Here is a 22582-nt window from a genome sequence, read left to right as displayed (position 1 = left end):
AAGCAACATCATCAATCGGGCCAAGCAACCCGGCAGGACACAGCGAGGGGCCCGAAGCGCCGCAGCGCCTCGGGCCCCTCGCGTGTGTCAGCGACTCACAGGTTGAGCTGGATGTTGCGGCCGGGGACGGCCTCGATCAGCTCGCGCGTGTATGCCTGGACCGGGTTGTTGAACAGCTCGTCCGTCGTGTTGGCCTCGACGAGCTTGCCCTTCTCCATGACGATCACGTCGTCAGCGATCTGGCGGACGACGGCCAGGTCGTGCGTGATGAACAGGTAGGACAGGCCCAGCTGCGCCTGCAGGTCGTTGAGCAGGTACAGGATCTGGTTCTGCACCAGCACGTCCAGGGCGGACACGGCCTCGTCCAGGACGATGACCTCCGGGTTGAGTGCGAGGGCGCGGGCAACGGCCACGCGCTGGCGCTGACCGCCGGAGAGCTCGTTGGGGTAGCGGCGCATCGCGGAGCGAGGCAGGGCCACCATGTCGAGCAGCTCGGAGGCTCGCTGGATGCGCAGTTTCTTTGGGTTGAACTCGCGCTTCTCAGCGTCGGTTAGCGAACGCTTCCCGTCGGCGGCCTCGACGAGGGCGCGCATCCACTCTTCGGCCTCACGGCCCGTGGCCTCGGCACGCTTAATCTCGGCGCGCGCGTACTCCAGGGAGCCGTATCCGTGGATCTTCAGCGGCTCTTCGATCAGGCGGTAGATCGAGTACATGGGATCCAGGGAGCCGTACGGGTTCTGGAAGACGGCCTGGAGGCGGCGGCGCAGGCGGAAGAGCTCCGCCTCGCTCATCTGCGAGGTGTCCTGCCCATCGAAGTAGACTTTGCCCTTCGTGGGTGTCAGGAGCTGGAGCACCATGTTCGCGGCGGTGGATTTGCCGGAGCCGGACTCGCCGACGACCGCAAGGGTCGTGCCTCGGCGCAGCTCGAAGGAGACGTCGTCGACGGCCAGGAAGGTGTCGTTGCCCTTCTTGGCGCCGCGGATGTCGAATTCCTTCGTGAGGTTCTCGACGCGGATGATGGCGTCCGTGGAGGTCGCACCCTTGCCGGCACCGACGAGTTCTTCGTCGGTGACCGCGATTCCCCGCTTGTGCGCGGACTCGATGCGCGCCGAGGCCAGGGAGGGCGCGGCGGACACGAGACGCTTCGTGTAGGGGTGCTGGGGGTGCTGGAGGATCTCCAGGGCGGGGCCGGACTCGACGATGCGGCCGCGGTGCATGACGACGAGCTGCTCGGCGCGCTCGGCCGCCAGGCCGAGGTCGTGCGTAATGAACAGGACGGCGGTGCCCATCTCGGCGGTGAGCTTGCCGAGGTGGTCCAGGATGCGTCGCTGGACGGTGACGTCCAGGGCGGAGGTCGGCTCGTCGGCGATCAGCAGCTTGGGGTGGGCGGCCATGCCGATGGCGATGAGCGCGCGCTGGCGCATGCCGCCGGAGAACTCGTGAGGGAACTGCTTGGCGCGGCGTTCCGCGTCGGGCAGGCCGGCTTCCTCCAGGAGGGCGGTGACGCGCTGTCCGACCTCGGAGCGGGGCACGACCTCGTTCGCGATGAGGGCTTCCTTGACCTGCTTGCCCACGCGGAGCACGGGGTTGAGGTTACTCATCGGGTCCTGGGGGACGAGGCCGATGCTGGATCCGCGCAGCTCCACCCACTCACTGGTGGTCAGGTGGGTGATGTCGCGCCCGTCAAACTCGATCTTTCCGCCCGCGACCTTGCCGGTGCCCGGCAGCAGGCCGATGACGGCGGCGGCGGTCGTGGACTTACCGGAGCCGGACTCGCCGACGATGGCGACGGTCTGGCCGGGGTAGATCGTCAGGTTCGCGCCGCGCACGGCGGGGACGACGCCGGTCGAGGAGGTGAAGGTGACCTCCAGGTCCGTGATCTTGAGCAGGGGCTGCGCGTCATCCGGGTGAATGTCGGACGAGGCCGGGGCCGTGCTGGCGGCGACGGCTCGTTCGACGATCTCTTCCATCTCCTTGTCGGAGAGCTGGGGGGTGTTCGTTTCGCTCACTTGCGTGCCTTCGGGTCGAGGGCTTCGCGCACGGCGTCGCCCATCATGATGAAGCTGAGGACGGTCAGGGCCAGGGCCGCGCCCGGGTAGAACAGGACCATCGGGTTGGTGCGCAGGGACGTCTGAGCGGACGAGATGTCAGCGCCCCAGGAGACGACCGACGTCGGCAGGCCGATGCCCATGAAGGACAGGGAGGCCTCGGACACGATGAAGGTGCCCAGCGCGACGGTTGCGTACACGATGATGGGGGCCATCGAGTTGGGGATGATGTGGCTCAGGAGGATGCGTGCGCGGGATGCGCCGGTCGCGCGGGCCGCCGTCACGAATTCTTCGTTCTTGGCGGATAGGACCGAGCCGCGGGTGATGCGCGCGATGGAGGTCCAGCCGAACATGGACAGGACGATGACGACCATGGCGATGGAGCGCGAGCCCTTGAACATCTGCATGAACACGATCGCTGCGAGGAGCAGCGGGATCGCGAAGAACACGTCGGTGATGCGTGAGAGCAGAGCGTCGAACCAGCCGCCGAAGTAGCCTGCCAGGGCGCCGATGGTGCCGCCGATCAGCACGACGGCGAGGGTTGTGAGGATGCCGACGGACACGGATGCGCGGGCACCGTAGACGACGCGGGCGTAGATGTCGCAGCCCTGCTTGTCGAAGCCGAAGGGGTGTCCGGCGGAGGGGCCGGCGAGAGACGAGGAGAGTTCGCAGAACTTCGGGTCTGTCGCGGTAAAGAGCGAGGGGAAGAGCGCGAGGAGCGCGGCGAGCGCGATGATGAACGCGGCGATCCAGAAGGTCGGGCGGCGGCGCAGGCGCTTCCAGGCCTCACCCCACATGGACGAGGGCGCGCCCTCGTCGGCGACCGCGTCGACGGCGCCGAGGCCGGTCTCGTCGATGTCGGAGACGTAGTGGTCCTGGCCCGCGCGGGTGCGGGTGATGTTGGCGGAAGGAATCTTGTCACTCATAGCGGATCCTCGGGTCGAGCACGGCGTACAGGAGGTCGACGATCAGGTTCGCGATGATGTAGACCAGCACGAGCACTGTTGTCACCGACACGACGGTCTGGGGTTCGCCCTTGATAATGGCGTTCCACAGGGTGCCGCCGACGCCGTGGATGTTGAAGATGCCCTCGGTGATGATCGCGCCGCCCATGAGGGCGCCGAGGTCGCCGCCGATGAAGGTGGCGACGGGGATGAGGGAGTTACGCAGGATGTGGCGCGTCATGACGACGCCGCCAGACAGGCCCTTGGCGCGCGCGGTGCGCACGTAGTCCGCGGAAACGTTCTCGGAGACGGACTGGCGGGTCAGTCGGATGACGTAGGCCAGGGACACGCCGCCGAGCACCATGGCGGGCATGGTCAGGCTCTTAATGTCGACGGAGGCCGAGGCCGTGGTCGGAAGGATCGCGAGCTGAACACCCAGGACGTACTGGAGGACGAAGCCCAGAACGAAGGTGGGGACGGAGATCAGTAGCAGGGAGACCACGAGGATCGTGGAGTCGAACCACTTGCCGCGGCGCATGCCTGCGACGACGCCGAGGCCGATACCGAGGAAGGTCTCGATGGCGAGGGCGTAGATGGCGAGCCTCGCGGTCGTCGGGAAGGCGGTCGCCATGATGGAGGTGACCTTCTGGCCGTTGAACGCGGTGCCGAAGTCGAGTGTGAAGACTCCCTTGAGGTACAGCAGGTACTGCATCCAGAAGGGCTTGTCCAGGTTGTACTGGGCGCGGATCTGCGCGGCGGCGGCTTCCGAGAGGCCGCGGTCGCCACCGAGTGCGGCGACGGGGTCACCTGGCATCAGGTAGACCATCGCGAAGATCAGAAAGGTGGCTCCAAAGAAGACCGGGATGGTCTGGAGGAGTCGCCGTCCGATGTAGCGGAGCATGGACAATCCTTTTGTGTTCGTTTCGTGGGAGGGGAGGTTCCGATCCCTGGCGGTGCCTCGCAGGCGAGACTGGCTATGGTTTCATCATAGGGTAAAGAATGGGCAAATGGCGCGCGAGCGTCACCATTCGTCCGTTGAATCGAGCCCTTGACGTTCAGTTCGCCGCGTACTGAGGGGTGCGGCGATACCCGGTGTGGCTTGTCGACGCGGTGTCTGACAGGGCGATTGACATGCGCGAGGGGCGGGCGGCTCGCGCCGCCCGCCCCTGAGGCGAGGTTGCCCGCTACGAGGTCACTTCTTGGTGATCTGGTACAGCACGGGCTGACCCTTCCAGTCGAAGGCCACGTTGTCGACGTTCTTCGACCAGCCGCCGCTGACGTTGGGGTACCACAGCGGCACGGCAGGCATGTCCTGGAGAAGGATCGTCTGAGCCTTCTGCAGGGTCGTCACGGCGTCGGCGGTGGTGGTCGCGGAGGACGCCTGAATCATGAGGGAGTCGAACTCACTGTTGGAGTAGTCGCCCTTGTTGGCGTCGGCCCCGGTGGCGAACTGAGGCTGCAGGAAGTTGTACAGCGCCGGGTAGTCGCCCTGCCAGCCGTTACGGAAGGCACCGGTCATGTCCTTCTTATCCTCTGCATCGAGCAGGGACTTGAAGTCGGCGAAGGGGTTACCTTCGGCCGCGATTCCCAGCGTGTTCTTGATGGAGTTCGCGGTCGCGTCGACCCACTCCTTGTGGCCGCCGTCGGAGTTGTATCCGATGGTGAAGGTGCCCTCCCACGGGGAGATGGCGTCGGCCTGCGTCCACAGTTCCTTGGCCTTGTCGGGGTTGTAGGTCAGGACCTCGTTGCCGGAGATGTTGGCGTCGTAGCCTTCGAGGGTCGGAGCCGTGAAGTCCTTGGCGGGGGTACGGGTGCCGTTGAAGATGGTCTTCGTGATGGTCTCACGGTCGACGGCCATGGAGATGGCCTGGCGGCGCAGGCGGCCTTCCTCACCGGAGAAGTGGGGCAGGTACTGCGGGATCGTGAAGTACTGCACGCCAGCGTAGGGCTGGTTCACGGTACGGCCCGAGAGCTCGGATTCGAAGGTGGCGAACACGGAGGCCGGAACGCTCTCAAGGACGTCCAGAGAGTCGGAGGACAGGTCCTGGTAGGCGGCGTCGAGGCTCGTGTAGAACACGAAGGTGACGCCGTCGTTCTTGGCCTTGGTGTCGCCCACGTAGTGCTCGTTGGGGACGGTCGCGAACTTGACGTTGTGCTCCCACGCGTCGGCGGAGGCCATCTTGTAGGGGCCGTTACCCACGGGGGCCTGGCCGCCCGCCTCGGGGTCAGCGAGGGTCGAGTCCGGCAGCGGCGCGTAGGCGACGTAACCCAGGCGCGACACGAAGTCCGAGGTGGGGTTCTTCAGCTTCGCGGTGAAGGTGTAGTCGTCAACCTCGGTCAGACCGGTGATCTCACCGTTGCCCTCGTCGTCGGTGCCCTCGAAGAAGCTGAAGAACGCAGCCTGCTGCTGGTTCTGCGAGGTGATGAGGTTCCACGCGCGGATGAAGTTGTGGGCCTGGACGGGGGTGCCGTCGGAGAACTTGCGGTCGTTGTGGAGCTTGATGGTCCACTCGGATGCGTCTTCGTTGGGCTCGATGGACTCGGCAACGTCAAGGACGGCGGTGCCGTCGGTCTCGTAGCGGACGAGCTGGCTGAACAGCACGGTCAGGATCTTGCCGCCGCCGTTCTCGTTGGTCAGACCCGGCAAGAGCGGGTTCTGCGGCTCGGAGCCGTTGGCGGTGATGACCTTGTCCGCGGAGCCGGACGAGGTGGTGCCACCGCCGGCGCATGCGGTCAGGGCGAGCGCGGCAGCAGCGGGGATGACGAGCCATGCCTTCTTCAGGTTCATGGATTCCTCCTCCTGGTTGATGGGTGGAACTGGGGGCGGTGCCCTCAGGTATGCTTCGAGCCTAACCCGAGCCATATGAAAGACATGAAAGATGTCCATCATGTGCGCATTACATTTTGGTTACAAACGTAAAAAGTAGGTCAAATGATGTTGTGGGTCACATAAACGTGGGACCGTTGTGACCAAGTATTCATGCGACGAGGCCGGGGCTGAATGTGCGCACACACCCGGCCCCGGCCTCGTCCATCGAGGAGCACTCAGGAGAGCAGGCCCTCCGAGATCAGCCAGTCGTGGGCGATCTGAGAGGCGGACTTCTGCTCGACCGTCGACGCCCGGTTCATCTCGACCAGATCCTCGGCATCCATCGCGGCGCTCACCCGGTTGATGACCGCGGCGGCGTCATCGTTCACCCTCGACGAGGCCAGGGGCACCACGTGCGAGGCCAGGAACAGGCCTTTCGGATCGTCCAGGACCGTCAGCGTCCCGTCCGCAAGCGCCGGATCCGAGGAATAGATGTTCGCCAGCTGGATGTCGCCGTCCTTCAGTGCCTTGACCGTGAGGGGGCCGCCCGAATCCTCAATCGGGGTGAATCCGACGGTCACGCCGTAGGTCTGTGACAGTCCTGTCGGGCCATAGGGGCGCGTGCGTAGCTCCGAATTACCGCCCAGGGTGAGCGTGCCCGCGTTCGCGAGGTCGCCGATCGACGTCAGTGAGTGGGCGGCCGCGAAGTCGGCCGTCACCACGTAGGAATCCTGATCGGTTGCGCCAGCCTGCTCGAGGGCGCGCAGCCCCTTGGGAAGGGTGCTGCGTAGCGCGTCGTACACCTCTTCGGAGGAACGTGCGGTCGCGTTCTGATCCAGGTACTGCAGCAGGTTGCCCGTGTACTCGGGGAAGACGTCGATCGAGCCGGCCTCAAGCTCGGGCATGTAGACCTCGCGCTGGCCGATCCGCATCTGGCGGTCGACCGCAAACCCGGCACCCTCGAGCGCCTGCGCGTAGGTCTCCGCGATGATCTCGTTCGAGTAGTAGTCCTGCGACCCCACGACGAGCGTCGTCTGGCCATTGTCCGAACTTTCGGTGCTCGCGTTCCCGCCGACCGACTCTGCGGAACCGCAGGCGGCCAGCGCCAGGGCGGAAGCGGCGATGGTGGCCATCGTCATCATCGTGCGTTTCATAGTGACTCCTTGAGTGAGTTGTTCTCATTGTCTAAGAAAGAATGGGTGCGGGCCCGAAGCCGTCGCGCGACCAGCGCCAGGAGCGCGTCGGTCGCCAGTGCGAGGGCGACGACGATGATCGCACCCCCGATCATCTCCGCGTAGTCGCGGGTCTTTAGCCCCTCGTAGAGGAAACGGCCGAGGCCGTAGTTCGCCGTGTAGGCAGCCAGCGTCGTCGTCGCGATCACCTGGAGCGTCGCCGACCGCACGCCCGCCGCGACGAGGCCGGCCGCGTGTGGGGCCTCGACCTGCGCGAGGACCTGTTTTTCAGTGAGTCCAATCGCTCGCGCCGCGTCCACGGTCGCGCGCGGCGTCGAGGCGATGCCTGAGTATGTCGCCGACAGGAGCGGCGGAATCGCCAGGACGAGGAGAGCCAGCGTGGGCGCCGCCAGTCCAATACCCAGCCACAGGCCCGCCAGCGTCAGGACGCCGAGCGTCGGAACCGCACGGGCCGCGCCCGTCGCGCTCACCAGCCATCGGCCCCTGCCCGTGTGCCCGATCCAGGTGCCTAGCGGCAGCGCGATGAGGGCTGCGAGCGCCACGATCAGGAGGGTCAGGCCCAGGTGCTCGGTCGCCCTCACGAGGATCCCGGACTCGCCCAGCCAGTGGGCGGGGACTGCCAACCAATTCAGGGCGTCGAAGAGAATGTTCATGCCCGGCCCCTCCTCGTCCAGGGAGTGAGTGCCCAGCCGAACCCTTGGATCAGCGCATCGATCACGAGCGCAAGGAGAACCGTTGCGACCAAGCCGGCCACGACCTCGGCGATGAGCCCGCGCTGAAAACCGTCAGTGAACAGCGTCCCCAACGAACGCACCCCGATGAACGCGCCCACCGTCACGAGCGACACCGTCGACGTGGCAACCACGCGCGTGCCCGCGACGATGACGGGCGTCGCCAGGGGGAGCTCCACCTCGACGAAGCGTCGAAAGAGTGGGTAGCCGCACGCGTTCGCGGCCTGCAGGGTCGCGCGAGGAATCGCGTGGAAGCCCTCCGCGGCCTGGCGCACCAGCACCGCCACGCCGTACAGCGTCAGGACAATCACCATGTTGGCGGGAGAGCGCAGCGCAACCCCGACGATCACGGGAATGACAATCAGGAGTGGCAGCGACGGCACCGCGTACAGCGCCGACAGGGCAGACAAAACCCAGCCGCCGCGGCGAGAAAACGCCGCCCACCGTGCGATCGGCACGGAAATCAGCACCGACAGAGCAATCGCTGGCAGGGCGATCCACAGGTGCGCGAGCGTCAGGGAGCCAATCACTCCCCAGTTTGAGGACAGCCAGGTCACGGTCGGTCCCCGGCCTCGTTGGTCGTCAGCGTGCCCACGGGGGTGCCTGCGTCGTCGACGACCAGACCATCCGGGCCGCTCACCCGCACCGGGCGCGCCGCGCGGGAGGCCCCCACGAACTCGGCGACGAAGGACGAAGCGGGGGAGGAGAGGAGCTCGGCGGGCGTTCCCACTTGCTCGATATTTCCGCCCGTGGACAGGACTGCGACCTGGTCGCCCAGCGTGAATGCCTCGTCCACATCGTGGGTCACGAACAGGATCGTCGTGCCCAGCATCCGCTGAATCTCCTTCAGCTCGCGCTGTAGGTCCGCCCGCACGATCGGGTCCAACGCGCCGAAAGGCTCATCCATGAGGAGAATGTCAGCGCGATTGGCCAGCGCTCGTGCCACACCTACTCGCTGACGCTGCCCGCCCGACAGCTGCGCGGGGTAGCGATCGGCCATCTCGAGATCCAGGCCCACCAGCTCGAGGAGCTCGAGCGCGCGTTCGCGGGAGGCCTGCTTCGTGGCGCCCTCCAGGCGCGGGATGGTTGCGATATTGTCTGCGAGGCTTCGGTGGGGGAACAGGCCGCCCTCCTGCAGGACGTAGCCGATCGAGCGGCGCAGGCGCACCGGGTCCTCGGAGGCGACGTCCGCCCCGCGCACGTACACCGTGCCCGAGGTCGGGGTGACCATCGCGTTCACCATCCGCATGAGCGTGGTCTTGCCGCAGCCCGAGGTGCCTAGGAATACGGTCGTCGAGCCCTGCTCGACGGTGAGGGAGAAGTCCTTGACGGCTGTCGTGCCGCCCGGGTAGGTCTTGGAGACGTGGTCGAAGCGAATCATGCGCGCCCCCCGGTGGCCGGAGCATTGTGCCACGTGGGATCCCCGGCCTCGGCGATGAGCGCGAGGGATTGCATCAGGTCTGCGCGCTGAGACGTGGATAGTGGAGCGAAGAGGCGTTCCTGTTCCTTCCTCACGAGCGCGCACGCCTCCTCCAGGTGTGCCATGCCCCGGTCGGTCACCGTCAGGATGGTCGCGCGCCGATCGTGCTCGCAGGGGACGCGGTGTAGCAGACCGTCGCGGTGGAGCCGTTCGACGAGGCGGGAGGCGGCTCCCAGGGTGATGCCCTGGCTCACCGCGACCTCCTGGATGCGACATGCAGGGGTGTTGCGGACCGTTCGAAGGACGAGGAAGCGGCCGAGCGTCAGCGCGTTGCCTGCGGCGGAGAGGGCGGTCTCGATCGCGTTCCAGGCGCGCACCTCCGTGTCAACGAGGGCCGCGAAAAGCGACGATGCAGATGTGGTCATGCGCAGTACGTTACATGCAAATAGTTGACATGTATGGGGTTTGTGATGGGAAAGTCATTCATTATTTGACGAGATTTGGATGTGCATTGATTGAGTTCTACGTCAGCTTTGTGTCGATCTGGTATTGTCCTGTCAAGTCACAGTGGTGGCTGGTTGCTTGTTTCTGGCGTCATTGTGTTGGCCGGATACTGCCCTCGAGGACAGTGAGTGGTGAGCGAGGGGTGGTGTGACCTCGGTGATACAGTGCCACGTATCAGACGACGAGGCCGGCGAGTGTCGGGGAGAGGTGAAACCAGTGCGGGAGCGGCTCTACAACCTGTTGACCGGCGAGGCCGGTCGCGCCGTGTGGTGCGGACGCGTCATGACCGTCCTGATCGTTGCTAGCCTCGTCCCCCTCTGCTTCAAGGAGCCAAGCCCCATCCTCGAGGCGATCGAGTACGCGTGTGTCGCCGTTTTCATCGTCGACTACCTCGCTCGATGGGTGACGGCGGACCTGAAACTCGGCAAGGGGCCGTTGTCTTTCCTGATCTACCCCTTCACTCCCATGGCGATCATCGACCTGCTGTCGATCCTGCCCGCCTTCAATGCTCTCAATGATGCGCTGCGCACCCTGCGAGTACTCCGCCTGTTCCGGACGATGCGCGCGTTCAAGCTCATCCGCTACTCGAAGAGCACCTCCGCGATCGCCGCCGTGTTTGAGAAGCAGCGGCAGGCACTGCTCGCAGTCCTCTGTCTGGCGATTGGCTACATCCTCGTGAGCGCCCTCATCATCTTCAATGTCGAGCCGGAAACCTTCGCGACGTTCTTCGATGCCGTGTACTGGGCTGTCGTTTCCTTGACGACCGTCGGCTACGGGGACCTGTATCCCTCAACGGACGTTGGGCGCGCCGTCGCTATGATCTCATCGCTCATGGGCGTCGCCGTCGTCGCCCTCCCCTCGGGCATTATCACGGCCGGAATGCTCGACGAGTTGCGCGGCGAGGGGGACGGCGAGCGGTGAGCGACCGAGCCCGTCGAATCGTCCGGGTACGTCCCGCCGGGGAATCGGCCCGATGGAGCGCGCGAATGACCCCGATAGTGGGCGCGCGAATGACGAGGCGACAAGGTGCCCCCATGCTCCTCGCCGGAAGGATCGCCGCACTCCTGGCCGCCGCCCTCACGGCCGGCACCCTCCTCTGAATAGCCGCACGTAACTGTCAATCGGTCACTTGCAGGTGAGCGCGCAAACGAGGCCGGGGCCCAGCCACGCTCCCACCGAGCGGTGAGAGAGCGGCCGAGCCCCGGCCTCGTCCGTGAACCCCTACGATCAGGCGTCGGCCTGCGGCGCGGGCGAGCGGTGACGCTTCGAGTACGCCTCGCCCTCCAGCTCCGAACCCGACGGCGCGGACGCGGGCGACGCGGCCTCCAGGTTCGTGCCGCGCAGCTTCGAGATCAGGCGCATGCCGTGGTAGATGAGCAGTGCCGCAGCGGTGCCCAGTGCGATGCCCTCGAAGGACATCTCGCCAACCGTCCACGTGAAGTTCGCGATCGCGACGATCAGGGAGACCGCGGCGGTGTTCAGGTTCACCGGGTTGGAGAAGTCCACGCGGTTCTGCACCCAGATGCGAACGCCCAGCATGCCAATCATGCCGTACAGGACCGTGCCCGCGCCGCCGAGCACGCCGGCGGGAATCGTCGCGATGAGGGCGCCGAACTTCGGCAGCATCGACAGAACAAGCGCGAAGCACGCCGCCACGATGTAGGCGGCCGTCGAGTAGACGCGGGTCGCCGCCATGACGCCGATGTTCTCCGCGTAGGTGGTCGTACCCGAACCGCCGCCGGAGCCGGCCATCATCGTGGAAAGGCCGTCCGCGACGAGGGCGCGGCCCGTCAGGTCATCCATGTTTTCGCCCGTCATCGCGGACACCGACTTCACGTGGCCGACGTTCTCGGCGACCAGGATGAAAACAACCGGAAGGAACAAGCCCAGCGTCGAGGGAGCGAACTGGGGGGTGTGGAACTCGGGGAGGCCGATCCAGGCGGCCTGACCCACGGAGGAGAAGTCGACCTCGCCCTGGATAATCGCGGCGACGTAGCCGATCAGAACGCCGATCAGGATTGAGAGGCGGCCCAGGATGCCCTTGAAGAGCACCGTCACCAGGCAGATCGACACGATCGTCACGACGGCCGTGATCGGGCCTTCCTTCACCCAGTTCCATGCGGCGGGAGCCAAGTTCAGGCCGATGAGAGCCACGATCGCGCCGGTCACGACCGGAGGCATCGTCGCGTCAATCCAACGAACGCCCGCGAAGTGGACGATCAGGCCGACCAGCGCCAGCGTGGCGCCGGTCGCGATGATGCCGCCCAGCGCATACGACGAACCCATCGAGGCCGACACCGCGGTGATCGGCGCGATGAGCGCGAACGAGGAGCCCAGGTAGGAGGGCAGACGGCCGGCCGTAATCAGGAAGAACAGCAGGGTGCCGATCGCCGTGAAAAAAAGCGTTGTTGACGGGGGGAAACCTGTCAACAACGGAACAAGGAACGTGGCACCAAACATTGCGACCACGTGCTGGGCGCCAATGCCGATGGTGCGCGGCCACGACAGTCGCTCGCCAGGAAGGACGACGTCGCCGGGGTTAATGGACGTGCCGTTACCGTGAAGCTTCCAACGGAACAGCGAGGTCTTCGTTTCGCTCATAAGCGTACAAATCCGATCAGTTGATGGGCGGGATGGCCGTACCGGTCGGAATAACAGGGTAGCGCGTCCGCCCCCGTGTCGACAGGTTTCGCCACGCGTAAACCCTTCCAGCGGGCAAAGTGTGGTGCATGCCCCTCCCTTTATGGAATAGTGGGGCACATGAGTCAGCCCTCCCCGAACATCGCCCCCGTCGCCTCCGGCATGTCCGGGGCGAACCCGGCCGATGCCTCGCCGATGAGCGTTGCGGGCGACCGCTTCGGCTACGCGCCCGAGAGCGTGACGCATGGGAGCGCGCCCGCCTCCTACGGGAGTTTCCCGGGGACTGAATACGTCAATGTCAGGGAGGTTTTTGCCGATGGCGGCTACACCTCCCCGGTGCCCATCACGAATCCCATAGCGAAAGCTGCCCTCTGGTTCGCTGTCTTTGGTTTCTTCGGCATCACCATTCTTATCAGCATCGTCCTCGGCGTCGTTGCGCTGATCCAGGCGCAATCGCTCCCCGAGCGCATCGGTTCGAGGGAGGCTATCGCCGCCCTTGTCTTCGATGGAGTTCTCGTCTTCATCGCCGCATACATTTACGTGCTGGGGCTCGGCTAATCGACGAGGTCGGGGTGCCTCTCGCGGGTACGGCCGGCTACGCGGAGGCTCCGATGCGCGCCGCGTGTGTGCGCTGCGCTGACTGCTCAAGCCTCGGTGGGTTCGGCGGGGTCATTCGTTCCCCGGAGGTTCCTGTTTTTCCTGAAATCTTGCGCCTGTGACATGGTCCATTGGCCAGGATTGGCGCGGGCGGGCATTTTTCGCTTATGATTGTCCGGCACGATGTGCACGGAGGATTCGCCTAGTGGCCTATGGCGCACGCTTGGAAAGCGTGTTGGGTGCAAGCCCTCGGGGGTTCGAATCCCCCATCCTCCGCCACCGGACCCCGGGACCGCTTCAGGTTCCGGGGTTTTCTTTTTGTTTCCAACGAAAAGTCACCATCGCAGGGGAGGGGCGTTCCCTCAACGAATCCCGTCTGTTGCCCTGGTGAGGGAACGAAGTGCGAAATTAGGGCGACAGATAGGCCGCGTGCATCCCGGCTTTCGGCGCTGCTGGTCGGCTCGCCAGGTAGTTGCGTGGACTGCTTCGTTGGGGCGGTCTGACGCGCGTGCCGTCGGGTGGCGCTCAGATTGGGCGGTGTGGCGGGTGTCCCGGCCTCGTTCCCTCAGGCTCCGAGGCCCTCCACGATCTCTGCACCCGGCAGAGCCGCGAGAACCTCGCCCGTCACGAAGAGCTTCGAGCGGCGCAGGCCCGAGCCGATGCAACTCCACCCCGTCGCACACGCCGAGTCGATGAGGAGTCGCCATGACTCGGGCACGCCCACGGGCGTGATGCCGCCGTACTCCATGCCCGACGCCTCGACCGCGCGGTTCTGCGGCCAGAAGCTGGCCTTGCGCACGTCGAGACGCTTCTTCACGACGTGATTGACGTCCGCGTTCGTCGTCGCGCGAACGACGCATGCTGCGATCCGCTCCTCGCCAGCGCGCTTGCCGGCCACCAGGATGCAGTTCGACGACAGGGCCAGGTCCATGCCGAACTCGCGCGTCATGACCTCCGTGTCGGCCAGCTCTGGGTCGATCGCAACGACGAGCGCCGACGAGGCAGTGGCCGCCCCGCGCTCGGCAAGTGTGGTCAGTGCGGCGGCGACCGGCGGCGCGAGCAGATCGAGATGGTCCAGTGCAGGCACCGGCTCGAGTGAGCCGATACCGGGAATGATGATGTCGCTCATGACATCAGGATAGGTCCGTCGTTGCGGTGGGTGTATGGGTTGCCCGATGCGCGTGCATCTGTAACGGCTGCGTGTGGGGGTGTCGGCACGTCGTGGTCGGCGGCATGCCTGCCGCAGCTGCACGAGTGGGGCGAAAACGTGTATGCTGGGAGCCGGTCCTCCGCGTGACGGTATCATCCGAACCTCCCCAGGGCAGGAATGCAGCAAGGATAAGGGTGCGCTGCCGGGTGCGCGGAGGATCTTTGTATATGCTGCTCGATCTTGGTCAGCTGCAGGATGCATTTCTTCGATGTGGTTCAGGCCATATCTCTTGATTTGCATCTCGGAGAAGAGCGTGTAAGCTTATACCCAGCCAAACGGCAAGCGCCCGTAGCTCAATGGATAGAGCATCTGATTACGGTTCAGAAGGTTGGGGGTTCGAGTCCCTCCGGGCGCGCAGCGGCCCCCCTCGGTGCGATCCACCGGTGGGGGTTCTGCGTTTCTTCCAAGCACTCCTTCGGGAGTGCTTTTTCATGCCCATTCACAAGCGCAGTTCGTACTCATGTCGCGCCGTGCGGGTTGTCGCTTACCTGACGTGCAGGCGACCTGCTCGGGCGGTTCGCATTCACGTCGCGCGGTGCGGGTTGTCGCTTGTAGCAGCCTTGCCTGTGCCCCGTCGGGGAGTCGTCGTGCGAGGGGCTCGGTTGCAGGGTTATAGGACACTTGGGTTATAGGACATTGGGGTTATAGGACATTGGGGTTATAGGACAAAACGTGTTGGTTTTGTAGTGACTTTTCGGCTTTTTGGTGCGGAATAATCGGTATTGAAGTTGGTGGGAGCCAACTTGAAGGATGGACAAAACGTGTTGGTTTTGTAGTGACTTTTCGGCTTTCTGGTGCGGGACAGTCGGTATTTTAGTTGGTTGGGACCAGCTATGAGGATGGACGAATCGTGTTGCTGCAAGGGCGAGGTCGAGGGAGTTTGCGCGTGGGGCATGGCTACGGGGGTCTGAAAGTGAGGCCTACTGCGCTTCATGCGACACGGGGCGTCATGAAACTGGCGCCCCGCGCCTCGGCGCTGCGTTGGACCTGCGCTTCATGCGACACGGGGCGTCATGAAACTGTCATCGTCCCAACGAACTACTGCTTGTGTGCTTCGTTGATGAGCTGCGGCCTTATGTTCGTGCGACCCTCGGGAGTGCGTTCTGTGCATTGTCGGTCGGTATCTCTTTCATGCAGAGCCTTCGGCGTATCCTGTTGTGAAACTGGAGGAATCAGCTCTGAGGTTTCTCGGGCCCGTGGTGGAGCTGTTGGGTCCGCGGTGGAACTCTCGGGTCCTTGGTGGAACCGATGACACCTTTGCCAGGCGTTGTGGTCGGTTGAATGAAACCGTTGGCGCTTCTGTCGGGGTGTTGAAGCGGCTATATGAAACCGGCGGCACCCCTGTCGGCGAAAAATGCCCCAAAAACGGCCGTATATCGTTGACGGTGGCGGCAGTGGTTTCAATCTGGTGCTGGGGAGTATCGACAGAGGTGCCAACGGTTGCGGCTCAGGGCGAGGAGGCGCAGACGGAGGTGCCAGTGGTTTCAGCCTTGAGCGAGGAGGCGCCGACAGAGGTGCCGGTGGTTTCAGACAGAGCGAATGATGTGTCGATGGTGGCGTCGTTCGTTTCATGCACGGGTGCCTCGTCATGGGGGCGTTGTCTCTGCCAGAATCCAACAAACCTCGTATGCGATCCCGGCACGAAAGTGGCGCGAAGCCCGTGAATGGTTGCTGGGTGCGGCTGTGGTGTCCACGGGCGGTGGTTTGGTGTGGCTGCGGTGCCTGTGGGCGGATGCTGGGCCTGGCTGCGGTGCCCGTGGGCGGTGGCGGGGCCTGGCCGGGCTTCGAGACGACGCGCCGAGCGGAGCTCGCGGCGCGGACGGCGAGCGGGCGGGCCGCCGCCCACGGGCACATCAAGCAGCCCGGCCCACGCGGGGAGGCCGCGTGGCGTCTAGGAAACCGCGGTTGGCAGGGAATGTTGGATGCCGGCGGGCCGCAGACACTACTAGATGCCGGTGGTTGGCAGGTAGCGCCCGACGACTGAGTGGGCCGACATCGCAGGGGACTGTGCGGGCCGACAGCGCAGGAGACTGAGCGGGCCGACATCGCAGGGGACTGGGCGGGCCGCCGCCCACGGGCACATCAAGCAGCCCGGCCCACGCGGGGAGGCCGCGTGGCGTCTAGGAAACCGCGGTTGGCAGGGAATGTTGGATGCCGGCGGGCCGCAGGCAACACTGGATGCCGCCTGACGGCAGGCAACGTCCGTCAGGAACTTGGCGGCGTCACGACCCACGGCTCGGTGGGCAACGAACGCAGGCCATCGATCCCCAGTGTTTCCGCAATGTCGGCGGCGCAGCGCGCCCCGGGCACCCCCAGGGAGGACCCGATAAACGCGACGACATCGGCGGTGGACCAGCCCAGGCCTCGTAGATCCGAGAGGGTGACGGCACCGTCGCGCTTCGCCAGGCGCGCTCCCGATGGCGCGAGTGCGAGGGGCACGTGCGCGTACGTCGGCTCGGGCGCCCCGAGCAGGTGAGCGAGCTGCGCCTGCGCGGGTGCTTGGGAGAGCAGGTCGAAGCCGCGCACGACCTGATCGACGCCCTGGAAGGCGTCGTCGACGACGGCAGCGAGGTTGTAGGCGGGAACGCCGTCCGCGCGGCGCACGACGAAGTGGTCAACGGGTCCGGTGTAGGAGCCGTGCAGCTCGTCGAACACGGTCCATTCGGGTGAGGGGGCGGCCAGGCGCAGCGCGGGTTCGCGCCCCAGGGCGGCCAGGGACGCGCGCTTCGCGGCCCGCTGCGACTCGGTGAGCGTCAGGCAGGTGCCCGGGTAGTGGCCGGGCGGCACGTGGGGAGCGGAGGCGGCCTCGCGGATGTCGCGTCGGGTGCAGTAACACTCGAAGATGAGCCCGCGTGCGGCCAGCGATGCGAGGGCGGCCTCGTGTGCCTCGGCCCGCGCGGTTTGGATGAGGGGCGCCTCGTCCCAATCCACGCCGATGGCCTGGAGGTCCTCGATCTGGCGCTGTGCGGAGCCGGCGCGCTCACGGTCGATGTCTTCGATGCGCAGGACGAAACGCCGCCCGGTCGTTCGAGCCCAGGCCCACGCGAGGATCGCGGTGCGCAGGTTGCCCAGGTGGAAGTCGCCCGTGGGGGAGGGCGCGAATCGTCCGGTATTCGTCATGGGCTCAGTGTACGAGGCGGCGGCTGCCTCCCGGGTGCCGCCTCCCCGGGTGCGGTGCGCGGCAGGCGTACAGTGGGGTGCATGGCGAGTTTTCGGGTGCCCGACTGGTTGGCTGTGTTTGTGGGTGGGGTCGTGGGGACTGCCGCGCGGGCCGCGTTGGATGAGCTTGCGAAGGCCTCGCCCGCGCCCGGCCTCTTCCTGTCGTGGTCGACGCTGACGGTCAATGCTGTGGGCGCGTTTATCCTCGGCGCGCTATCCGGGTGGGTGGTGGGGCGCATGGCACGCAGCGCTGGGGACGACACATCGCTGAGGAAGCTGAGGCTCCTGGTTGGCACGGGTTTCGCGGGAGCGTTCACGACGTACGGGGCGTACATCGTCGCGTCGGTGGGGTACGCGGCGCTCAATGGAATTGTCGAGGCCGTCTCTCAGTCCCTTGGTCTCCTGGCCCTGGGTGGGGCCTGCGCCTGGGCGGGAATGTGCGTGGGGGAGTGGTCGTGTGGCCGCCCGGGTGCGCGGCCTGTCACCAGTGAGGGGGATCGGGAATGAGCGGAGCGATGTTCCTTCTCGTGGCCATGGCCGGAGGCGTGGGCGCGTGCGCGCGATTCTGGCTGGATCGGGGAGTTCAGCGCGCCCTCTGCGCGTGGGGTGACCCTGCGGGGGCGAGACTCGGCATCCTGGTCGTGAACGTGACCGGCTGCTTCCTGGCCGGTGCGGCCACCCAGCTGGTGCCCGGCTGGCTTATGCCGATCGTCTCGACGGGGTTCCTGGGTGGTTTCACGACCTTCTCGACGGCGCTTGTGGACGCGGTGACCCTGTGGGTGGACGGCTTCCGGGGCCGCTCGCTGGGCTTGGCGCTGTGCACATGGGCGGCCTCGTGGGGTGGAGCGCTCGCCGGTATCGCCTGCGCTGGATAGGTGTGTGCGCAAGGTCGGCCAATATATGGGCCGATCGGTGAGGGTTTAGCCACGATACGGAGTTTTGTAACAGCATGCATGGCGCTCGCGCGCGTGGCCCTCATATGCTGAGGTTGCGGGCCGCGTGGCCCAGTAACGGAGAAGCACATGATTGACCTCACCGGGGTATCCAAGGTCTACCCCGTGAAAAGCGGCGGCCAAGTCGTCGCGCTCGATCGGGTGAACCTGCACGTCGATCGAGGATCGATCCACGGGATCGTCGGTCGTTCCGGCGCGGGTAAGTCCACGCTCATCAGGTGCCTGACGGCCCTGGAGAAGCCCACCGATGGCCATATCGTCGTCGACGGACTGGATCTGTCGACGCTGTCGGGTTCTGCGCTGCGCGCCGCGCGCCGTCGCATCGGCATGGTGTTCCAGGCCGCGAACCTCCTGGATGCGCGTACTGCCGCCGACAACATCGGCTATCCTCTCAAGCTCGCCGGTGTGCCTCGTCAACAGCGCCGCGAACGCGTCAATGAGCTCCTCGAGCTCGTCGGCCTCGAAGGCCGCGGCGACTCCTACCCGTCCCAGCTCTCGGGCGGCCAGCGTCAGCGCGTCGGTATTGCCCGCGCCCTGGCCGACGATCCGGCCGTTCTTCTGTGCGACGAGCCGACGAGTGCCCTCGACACCGAGTCGACCGCTCAGATCCTTTCCCTGCTGCGTCACGTCCGTGACGTCGCCGGCGTCACCGTCGTCATCATCACGCATGAGATGGCGGTTGTCCGCGAGATCTGTGACTCCGTGACCCTCCTCGGCCACGGCCAGGTTCTCCAAACCGGAACTCTCGAAGAGGTCGTGGGTGACCCGTCCACGCCGCTGGCTCGCGAGCTCGTCCCCATGCCCGTCGTCGAATCGCTCCCCACCCCCGAGGACATCAGCCTTGATGGTGTGACGAAGGGGACCGTCCTCCTCGACGTCGTCTTTACCTCGCACCCGGGCGTCCCGACCGGCGCGACTGTCCTGCACCTGGCCTCGTCCATGGGTGCCGACGTCACCGCGGGAACCTTCGAGTCCCTCGGGAACGTGCAGGTGGGCCGTCTGGCCCTGACCGTTCCCGCGTACCACGCTGACAAGATCATCGAGCAGCTGCGCAAGAACAACGTCCACGCGGAAGTGAGGACACAATGATCACCGCACACCTCGCCGCAGCGACCGCCGCACAGGCGCTCGTGCCCACGGGCAAGGGAGACCCGACGTGGTTCGATAACCCCGCCCTCACGCAGAACTTTGTGCCCGCGATCTTCGAGACCCTCATGATGACGGGGCTGTCGACCATTTTTGCGGTCATCATCGGCACGCTCTTGGGCCTCGTTCTGGTTCAGACCGGCAAGGGCGGCCTCACTCCGAACAAGGGCGTGTACCAGGCGGTGTCTTTCGTCGTGAACATCGTGCGCTCCCTGCCCTTCATCGTCGGCATCATCATGCTGATTCCGGTCACGAAGGCGATCGTCGGAAAGTCCACGGGCTCGTTCGCCACTGTCGTGCCACTCGTCATCCTGTCCGCGCCTTTCTTTGCGCGTCTCGTGGAGACGAACCTCCTGGCCGTCGACCCCGGCAAGATCGAGGCCGCCCAGATGATGGGTGCCTCCAATCGCCAGATCCGCTGGGGCGTGCTCATTCGCGAGGCCATGCCGGCCCTCATCCAGTCGATCACGACCCTGGCGATCACCCTCATCGGCTACTCCGCGATGGCCGGTGCCGTCGGCGGCGGTGGCCTGGGCCAGATGGCAATTAACTACGGCTATAACCGCTGGCAGGACGATGTCATGATTTCCACCGTCGTCGCCATCATCGTCATCGTCCAGATCATCCAGCTGATCGGTGACCTCCTCTCGCGCGCACTCGACCACCGCGCGCGCTGATAGACCCAGTGAGGCCGCCGGCCTCAACCATCCATCCCATCCAGTACGCAGAAGAAAAGAGAACCATCATGCGTCATCGCTCTCTCGCAGCCATCGGCCTGGCGGCCGTTGCCACCCTGGGCCTGGCGGCCTGCGGCGGCGGCTCCACCTCCTCGGATGCTTCCGGCTCCTCCTCGCAGGTCGTCACGCTGAAGGTGGGCGCCACGCCCTCGCCCCACGCGAAGATCCTGACCTACATCAACGACAACCTGGCCGCGGATGCCGGCATCAAGCTCGACATCGTTGAGTACACCGACTATGTTCAGCCGAACACCGCGCTGAACGACGGTGACCTGGACGCCAACTTCTACCAGACCGTTCCCTACCTGGAGAACGCGGAGAAGCAGGCCGGCTACGACTTCGAGGCGGGCGAGGGCATTCACCTCGAGCCCCTCGGCGTGTTCTCCAACAAGCACAAGTCTCTCGACGAGTTGCCCGACGGCGGCACGATCGGCATCATCTCCGACACGTCGAACCAGGCCCGCGCGCTTGAGCTCCTGGCCACCCAGGGCCTCGTCTCTATCCCCGAGGGCGATGGCGACGTCAACATCAACACCGTCACCAAGCTGAAGAACTTCGACTTCCGCGAGGTCGAGGGCCCGCAGCTGGTCCGCTCGCTCGATGACTTCGACTACGCGGTGATCAACGGCAACTTCGCGCAGGAGGGCGGCAAGTCCATCTCCGGCGACGCCCTGGTTGTCGAGTCGCCCGAGGGCAACCCGGCCGTGAACGTCCTCGTGTGGAAGGGTGACTCGAAGAAGGCTGACGCCATCGCGAAGCTTGAGAAGCTCCTGCACTCCGAACAGGTCAAGCAGTACATTGAGCAGACCTGGGCGGACGGCTCGGTTATTCCCGCGTTCTGATTCGCGAGGCCGGGGCGCTCGGGCGCAGAGGCTGACAGATCGCGGAGCCGATAGGCGTGCATAAACGGGTGGGCCCGGAACCTCACGGTTCCGGGCCCACCCGTTTGTTCGCGGAAGCGTTGTGTCAGTTGGTGCGAGCCTCGAGCGGGAACTCGGCATCCGGCTCGTGGGTGATGCGGTTACGCATGTCGCGACGGAAGACTTCGATTGCCCATAGCCAAATGATGTGGCCGAAGAACTCGGAGAAGTGTTCCGCGAAGGGCTGGTCCCAGGGCGCGGGAACGGTGCCCATGAGAGGCATCAGGATGACGTGGAAGCCGACGTACACGACGATACCGAAGGCGGCGCCCTGCCAGAGCTTGATCTGCGGGAAGCGCTCAGCCAGCACGCAGTAGATGACCGCGAAGCCGATCGAGAACGCGAAGTGGACGATGAAGGAGACCCAGGGGAGTCCTTCGTTGCCGTTGTAGGTGTAGGACAGGTGGGTGACGCTCTCCGGGATGCCCAGCTGCTGGAGCAGTTCCTGAGGGGGGTTGGTGGCGTTGCGCTCGGGCGTGCGCGGAGGCAACGGAACCTCCCAACCGAACTTCACGATGGCGGAGACGATGCCGCCGAGAACACCTGCGAGCGCTGCGACGCCGTAGCGGCGGCGCTTGGGATTGGTCTGAATGATAGCCATGTGTCAAGGATGAAAGTCTCGCATGGCAGTTTCGAGGCCTCCGCTGGCTTAGCGCCAAAGCTCACACGTGGGCGTCACCCGGGCTAATGTCCAGAAAATAGCCGAATCGGTTAATATCTCCTGCTTTCGCGCGAGTATACGAGGAGTGGGGACGGGACCTGGGTCCCGCCCCCACTCCTCGTGTGGCGTTATATGCGTCGCACCCCGGCATCACGGTGCGCGAGGGGTGAACGCCTCGTCAGTCGACGATTCCGTACAGGCGGTCGCCCGCGTCGCCCAGGCCGGGGACGATGTAAGACTTCTCGTTGAGGTGATCGTCGACGGCGGCGACGACGACGTTCACGTCCGCGCGGTCACCGATCGCATCCTCCAGCGTCTTGATGCCCTCCGGAGCGGCCAGGATGCACACGCAGGTCACGTCCTTCGCGCCGCGCTCGAAGAGGTAGTTGGTGGCGGCGACCATGGTGTGGCCGGTGGCAAGCATGGGGTCGAGGACGAAGCACTGGCGGCCCGACAGATCCTCCGGCAGGCGGTTCGCGTAGGTTTCGATCTCCAGGGTGTCGTCGTCGCGGCGCATGCCCAGGAAGCCGACCTCGGCCGTGGGCAGCATGCGGGTCATGCCCTCAAGCATGCCCAGGCCCGCGCGCAGGACGGGTACCACGATCGGGCGGGGCTCGGAGAGCTTCAGTCCAACCGTGGGGGCGACGGGGGTCTCGATGGGGGTCTCGGTCACGGCCACCTCGCGGGTCGCCTCGTAGGCGAGCAGGGTGACCAGTTCGTCCACGAGCTGGCGGAACGTCGCCGACGGCGTTTCGCGATCGCGTAGGACTGTGAGCTTGTGGGTGATCAGGGGGTGATGAGCAACGTGGAGGCGCATGGTTATAGGCTACCTTGTTGGCCCGTTGGCGCGCATCCAGTGTGAAGGAGACAAGGCTGGGATCTGGTGTTCCGTGTTGTCGCGTCGCGCCTG

The 22582-nt window shown here is 65.5% G+C and carries 22 protein-coding genes, 2 tRNA genes and 1 other RNA gene; 10 read left to right on the top strand and 15 right to left on the bottom strand.

The features are described from left to right. Positions 1 to 95: 95 nt before the first annotated feature. The 9 genes from RDV55_RS04105 to RDV55_RS04065 form a co-directional block, all read right to left on the bottom strand. Positions 96 to 2009, bottom strand: coding sequence for a dipeptide ABC transporter ATP-binding protein (locus RDV55_RS04105; RefSeq protein ID WP_111824274.1), 1914 nt, complete (start codon positions 2007 to 2009; stop codon positions 96 to 98). Next, positions 2006 to 2974 carry an ABC transporter permease gene (locus RDV55_RS04100; RefSeq protein ID WP_111824275.1) on the bottom strand — a complete coding sequence of 323 codons (969 nt, stop codon included), beginning with the start codon at positions 2972 to 2974 and terminating at the stop codon, positions 2006 to 2008. The genes RDV55_RS04105 and RDV55_RS04100 overlap by 4 nt, the downstream gene beginning before the upstream one ends. Then, complete coding sequence (locus tag RDV55_RS04095) at positions 2967 to 3893, bottom strand: ABC transporter permease (protein WP_003797334.1); 927 nt, start codon at positions 3891 to 3893, stop codon at positions 2967 to 2969. Before RDV55_RS04095 ends, RDV55_RS04100 begins: the two co-directional genes overlap by 8 nt. 291 nt (positions 3894 to 4184) lie before the next feature. Then, positions 4185 to 5780 carry a peptide ABC transporter substrate-binding protein gene (locus tag RDV55_RS04090; protein WP_111824276.1) on the bottom strand — a complete coding sequence of 532 codons (1596 nt, stop codon included), beginning with the start codon at positions 5778 to 5780 and terminating at the stop codon, positions 4185 to 4187. 257 nt (positions 5781 to 6037) lie between these two features. Next, entirely contained in the window at positions 6038 to 6955 is a 918-nt protein-coding gene (locus RDV55_RS04085; RefSeq protein ID WP_111824277.1) for an ABC transporter substrate-binding protein, read from the bottom strand. Further along, complete coding sequence (locus RDV55_RS04080) at positions 6952 to 7647, bottom strand: ABC transporter permease (protein WP_111824278.1); 696 nt, start codon at positions 7645 to 7647, stop codon at positions 6952 to 6954. Before RDV55_RS04080 ends, RDV55_RS04085 begins: the two co-directional genes overlap by 4 nt. Beyond that, positions 7644 to 8282: an ABC transporter permease gene (locus RDV55_RS04075; RefSeq protein WP_111824279.1), complete on the bottom strand. Its 639-nt coding sequence runs from the start codon at positions 8280 to 8282 to the stop codon at positions 7644 to 7646. The genes RDV55_RS04080 and RDV55_RS04075 overlap by 4 nt, the downstream gene beginning before the upstream one ends. Beyond that, complete coding sequence (locus tag RDV55_RS04070) at positions 8279 to 9106, bottom strand: ABC transporter ATP-binding protein (protein WP_111824280.1); 828 nt, start codon at positions 9104 to 9106, stop codon at positions 8279 to 8281. The genes RDV55_RS04075 and RDV55_RS04070 overlap by 4 nt, the downstream gene beginning before the upstream one ends. Further along, complete coding sequence (locus RDV55_RS04065; RefSeq protein ID WP_111824281.1) at positions 9103 to 9570, bottom strand: MarR family winged helix-turn-helix transcriptional regulator; 468 nt, start codon at positions 9568 to 9570, stop codon at positions 9103 to 9105. The genes RDV55_RS04070 and RDV55_RS04065 overlap by 4 nt, the downstream gene beginning before the upstream one ends. Positions 9571 to 9865: 295 nt before the next feature. Here RDV55_RS04065 and RDV55_RS04060 point away from each other — a divergent pair, with 295 nt between their 5' ends. Beyond that, a complete protein-coding gene (locus RDV55_RS04060; protein ID WP_111824282.1) occupies positions 9866 to 10570 on the top strand; it encodes an ion transporter in 705 nt (234 codons plus the stop codon). 306 nt (positions 10571 to 10876) lie between these two features. Here RDV55_RS04060 and RDV55_RS04055 read toward each other — a convergent pair whose 3' ends face one another. Next, positions 10877 to 12250 (bottom strand): uracil-xanthine permease family protein, encoded by a 1374-nt coding sequence (locus RDV55_RS04055; RefSeq protein ID WP_111824283.1) that lies wholly within the window; start codon positions 12248 to 12250, stop codon positions 10877 to 10879. A gap of 159 nt (positions 12251 to 12409) precedes the next feature. Between RDV55_RS04055 and RDV55_RS04050 the strand changes: the two genes are divergently transcribed. Both RDV55_RS04050 and RDV55_RS04045 read left to right on the top strand, forming a co-directional pair. After that, complete coding sequence (locus tag RDV55_RS04050; RefSeq protein WP_111824284.1) at positions 12410 to 12847, top strand: hypothetical protein; 438 nt, start codon at positions 12410 to 12412, stop codon at positions 12845 to 12847. Between the two features lie 230 nt (positions 12848 to 13077). After that, positions 13078 to 13165: transfer RNA gene (locus RDV55_RS04045), tRNA-Ser, on the top strand. Positions 13166 to 13451: 286 nt separating this feature from the next. Here the strand turns inward: RDV55_RS04045 and RDV55_RS04040 are convergent. Then, positions 13452 to 14015 carry a YbaK/EbsC family protein gene (locus RDV55_RS04040; protein WP_111824285.1) on the bottom strand — a complete coding sequence of 188 codons (564 nt, stop codon included), beginning with the start codon at positions 14013 to 14015 and terminating at the stop codon, positions 13452 to 13454. Positions 14016 to 14166: 151 nt separating this feature from the next. Between RDV55_RS04040 and ffs the strand changes: the two genes are divergently transcribed. Next, an RNA gene (gene ffs, locus RDV55_RS04035) (signal recognition particle sRNA small type) lies at positions 14167 to 14262 on the top strand. 116 nt (positions 14263 to 14378) lie between these two features. Further along, positions 14379 to 14451: transfer RNA gene (locus tag RDV55_RS04030), tRNA-Arg, on the top strand. A 1092-nt stretch (positions 14452 to 15543) separates the two neighbouring features. Here RDV55_RS04030 and RDV55_RS04025 read toward each other — a convergent pair. Together RDV55_RS04025 and gluQRS are read right to left on the bottom strand one after the other, a co-directional pair. Beyond that, positions 15544 to 15672: a hypothetical protein gene (locus RDV55_RS04025; RefSeq protein WP_281267701.1), complete on the bottom strand. Its 129-nt coding sequence runs from the start codon at positions 15670 to 15672 to the stop codon at positions 15544 to 15546. A gap of 629 nt (positions 15673 to 16301) precedes the next feature. Continuing rightward, on the bottom strand, positions 16302 to 17216 hold the full coding sequence (gene gluQRS / locus RDV55_RS04020; protein ID WP_111824287.1) for a tRNA glutamyl-Q(34) synthetase GluQRS: 915 nt from the start codon (positions 17214 to 17216) through the stop codon (positions 16302 to 16304). A gap of 81 nt (positions 17217 to 17297) precedes the next feature. Between gluQRS and RDV55_RS04015 the strand changes: the two genes are divergently transcribed. The 5 genes from RDV55_RS04015 to RDV55_RS03995 all read left to right on the top strand — a co-directional run bounded on the left by RDV55_RS04015 (position 17298) and on the right by RDV55_RS03995 (position 20933). Next, complete coding sequence (locus tag RDV55_RS04015) at positions 17298 to 17762, top strand: fluoride efflux transporter FluC (protein ID WP_111824288.1); 465 nt, start codon at positions 17298 to 17300, stop codon at positions 17760 to 17762. After that, complete coding sequence (locus tag RDV55_RS04010) at positions 17759 to 18130, top strand: fluoride efflux transporter FluC (RefSeq protein WP_111824289.1); 372 nt, start codon at positions 17759 to 17761, stop codon at positions 18128 to 18130. The genes RDV55_RS04015 and RDV55_RS04010 overlap by 4 nt, the downstream gene beginning before the upstream one ends. Positions 18131 to 18277: 147 nt before the next feature. Next, a complete protein-coding gene (locus RDV55_RS04005) occupies positions 18278 to 19297 on the top strand; it encodes a methionine ABC transporter ATP-binding protein (protein ID WP_111824290.1) in 1020 nt (339 codons plus the stop codon). Further along, a complete protein-coding gene (locus RDV55_RS04000) occupies positions 19294 to 20031 on the top strand; it encodes a methionine ABC transporter permease (protein WP_111824291.1) in 738 nt (245 codons plus the stop codon). The genes RDV55_RS04005 and RDV55_RS04000 overlap by 4 nt, the downstream gene beginning before the upstream one ends. Before the next feature lie 68 nt (positions 20032 to 20099). Continuing rightward, the gene (locus RDV55_RS03995) at positions 20100 to 20933 is read left to right on the top strand and encodes a MetQ/NlpA family ABC transporter substrate-binding protein (RefSeq protein ID WP_111824292.1); all 834 of its coding nucleotides are present in this window, start codon (positions 20100 to 20102) and stop codon (positions 20931 to 20933) included. Positions 20934 to 21057: 124 nt separating this feature from the next. Here the strand turns inward: RDV55_RS03995 and RDV55_RS03990 are convergent, their stop codons facing one another. Together RDV55_RS03990 and upp are read right to left on the bottom strand one after the other, a co-directional pair. Beyond that, positions 21058 to 21612, bottom strand: coding sequence for a YagU family protein (locus tag RDV55_RS03990; RefSeq protein WP_111824293.1), 555 nt, complete (start codon positions 21610 to 21612; stop codon positions 21058 to 21060). Between the two features lie 238 nt (positions 21613 to 21850). Beyond that, positions 21851 to 22489 carry a uracil phosphoribosyltransferase gene (gene upp, locus RDV55_RS03985; RefSeq protein ID WP_111824294.1) on the bottom strand — a complete coding sequence of 213 codons (639 nt, stop codon included), beginning with the start codon at positions 22487 to 22489 and terminating at the stop codon, positions 21851 to 21853. Positions 22490 to 22582: the final 93 nt, after the last annotated feature.

It is taken from the genome of Schaalia odontolytica, from assembly GCF_031191545.1.
In the GTDB taxonomy this organism is placed as follows: domain Bacteria; phylum Actinomycetota; class Actinomycetes; order Actinomycetales; family Actinomycetaceae; genus Pauljensenia; species Pauljensenia odontolytica.
Note: the sequence above shows the minus strand (reverse complement) of the source record. Positions and strands in the feature narration are given on the sequence as shown.

Excerpts from the sequence above, each read along its gene's own strand:
- RDV55_RS04100 (WP_111824275.1), bottom strand. The coding sequence starts at position 2,974 with ATGAGTGACAAGATTCCTTCCGCCAACATCACCCGCACCCGCGCGGGC.
- RDV55_RS04095 (WP_003797334.1), bottom strand. The coding sequence starts at position 3,893 with ATGCTCCGCTACATCGGACGGCGACTCCTCCAGACCATCCCGGTCTTC.
- RDV55_RS04090 (WP_111824276.1), bottom strand. The coding sequence starts at position 5,780 with ATGAACCTGAAGAAGGCATGGCTCGTCATCCCCGCTGCTGCCGCGCTC.
- RDV55_RS04085 (WP_111824277.1), bottom strand. The coding sequence starts at position 6,955 with ATGAAACGCACGATGATGACGATGGCCACCATCGCCGCTTCCGCCCTG.
- RDV55_RS04080 (WP_111824278.1), bottom strand. The coding sequence starts at position 7,647 with ATGAACATTCTCTTCGACGCCCTGAATTGGTTGGCAGTCCCCGCCCAC.
- RDV55_RS04070 (WP_111824280.1), bottom strand. The coding sequence starts at position 9,106 with ATGATTCGCTTCGACCACGTCTCCAAGACCTACCCGGGCGGCACGACA.
- RDV55_RS04065 (WP_111824281.1), bottom strand. The coding sequence starts at position 9,570 with ATGACCACATCTGCATCGTCGCTTTTCGCGGCCCTCGTTGACACGGAG.
- RDV55_RS04055 (WP_111824283.1), bottom strand. The coding sequence starts at position 12,250 with ATGAGCGAAACGAAGACCTCGCTGTTCCGTTGGAAGCTTCACGGTAAC.
- RDV55_RS04050 (WP_111824284.1), top strand. The coding sequence starts at position 12,410 with ATGAGTCAGCCCTCCCCGAACATCGCCCCCGTCGCCTCCGGCATGTCC.
- RDV55_RS04040 (WP_111824285.1), bottom strand. The coding sequence starts at position 14,015 with ATGAGCGACATCATCATTCCCGGTATCGGCTCACTCGAGCCGGTGCCT.
- gluQRS (WP_111824287.1), bottom strand. The coding sequence starts at position 17,216 with ATGACGAATACCGGACGATTCGCGCCCTCCCCCACGGGCGACTTCCAC.
- RDV55_RS04015 (WP_111824288.1), top strand. The coding sequence starts at position 17,298 with ATGGCGAGTTTTCGGGTGCCCGACTGGTTGGCTGTGTTTGTGGGTGGG.
- RDV55_RS04010 (WP_111824289.1), top strand. The coding sequence starts at position 17,759 with ATGAGCGGAGCGATGTTCCTTCTCGTGGCCATGGCCGGAGGCGTGGGC.
- RDV55_RS04005 (WP_111824290.1), top strand. The coding sequence starts at position 18,278 with ATGATTGACCTCACCGGGGTATCCAAGGTCTACCCCGTGAAAAGCGGC.
- RDV55_RS04000 (WP_111824291.1), top strand. The coding sequence starts at position 19,294 with ATGATCACCGCACACCTCGCCGCAGCGACCGCCGCACAGGCGCTCGTG.
- RDV55_RS03995 (WP_111824292.1), top strand. The coding sequence starts at position 20,100 with ATGCGTCATCGCTCTCTCGCAGCCATCGGCCTGGCGGCCGTTGCCACC.
- RDV55_RS03990 (WP_111824293.1), bottom strand. The coding sequence starts at position 21,612 with ATGGCTATCATTCAGACCAATCCCAAGCGCCGCCGCTACGGCGTCGCA.
- upp (WP_111824294.1), bottom strand. The coding sequence starts at position 22,489 with ATGCGCCTCCACGTTGCTCATCACCCCCTGATCACCCACAAGCTCACA.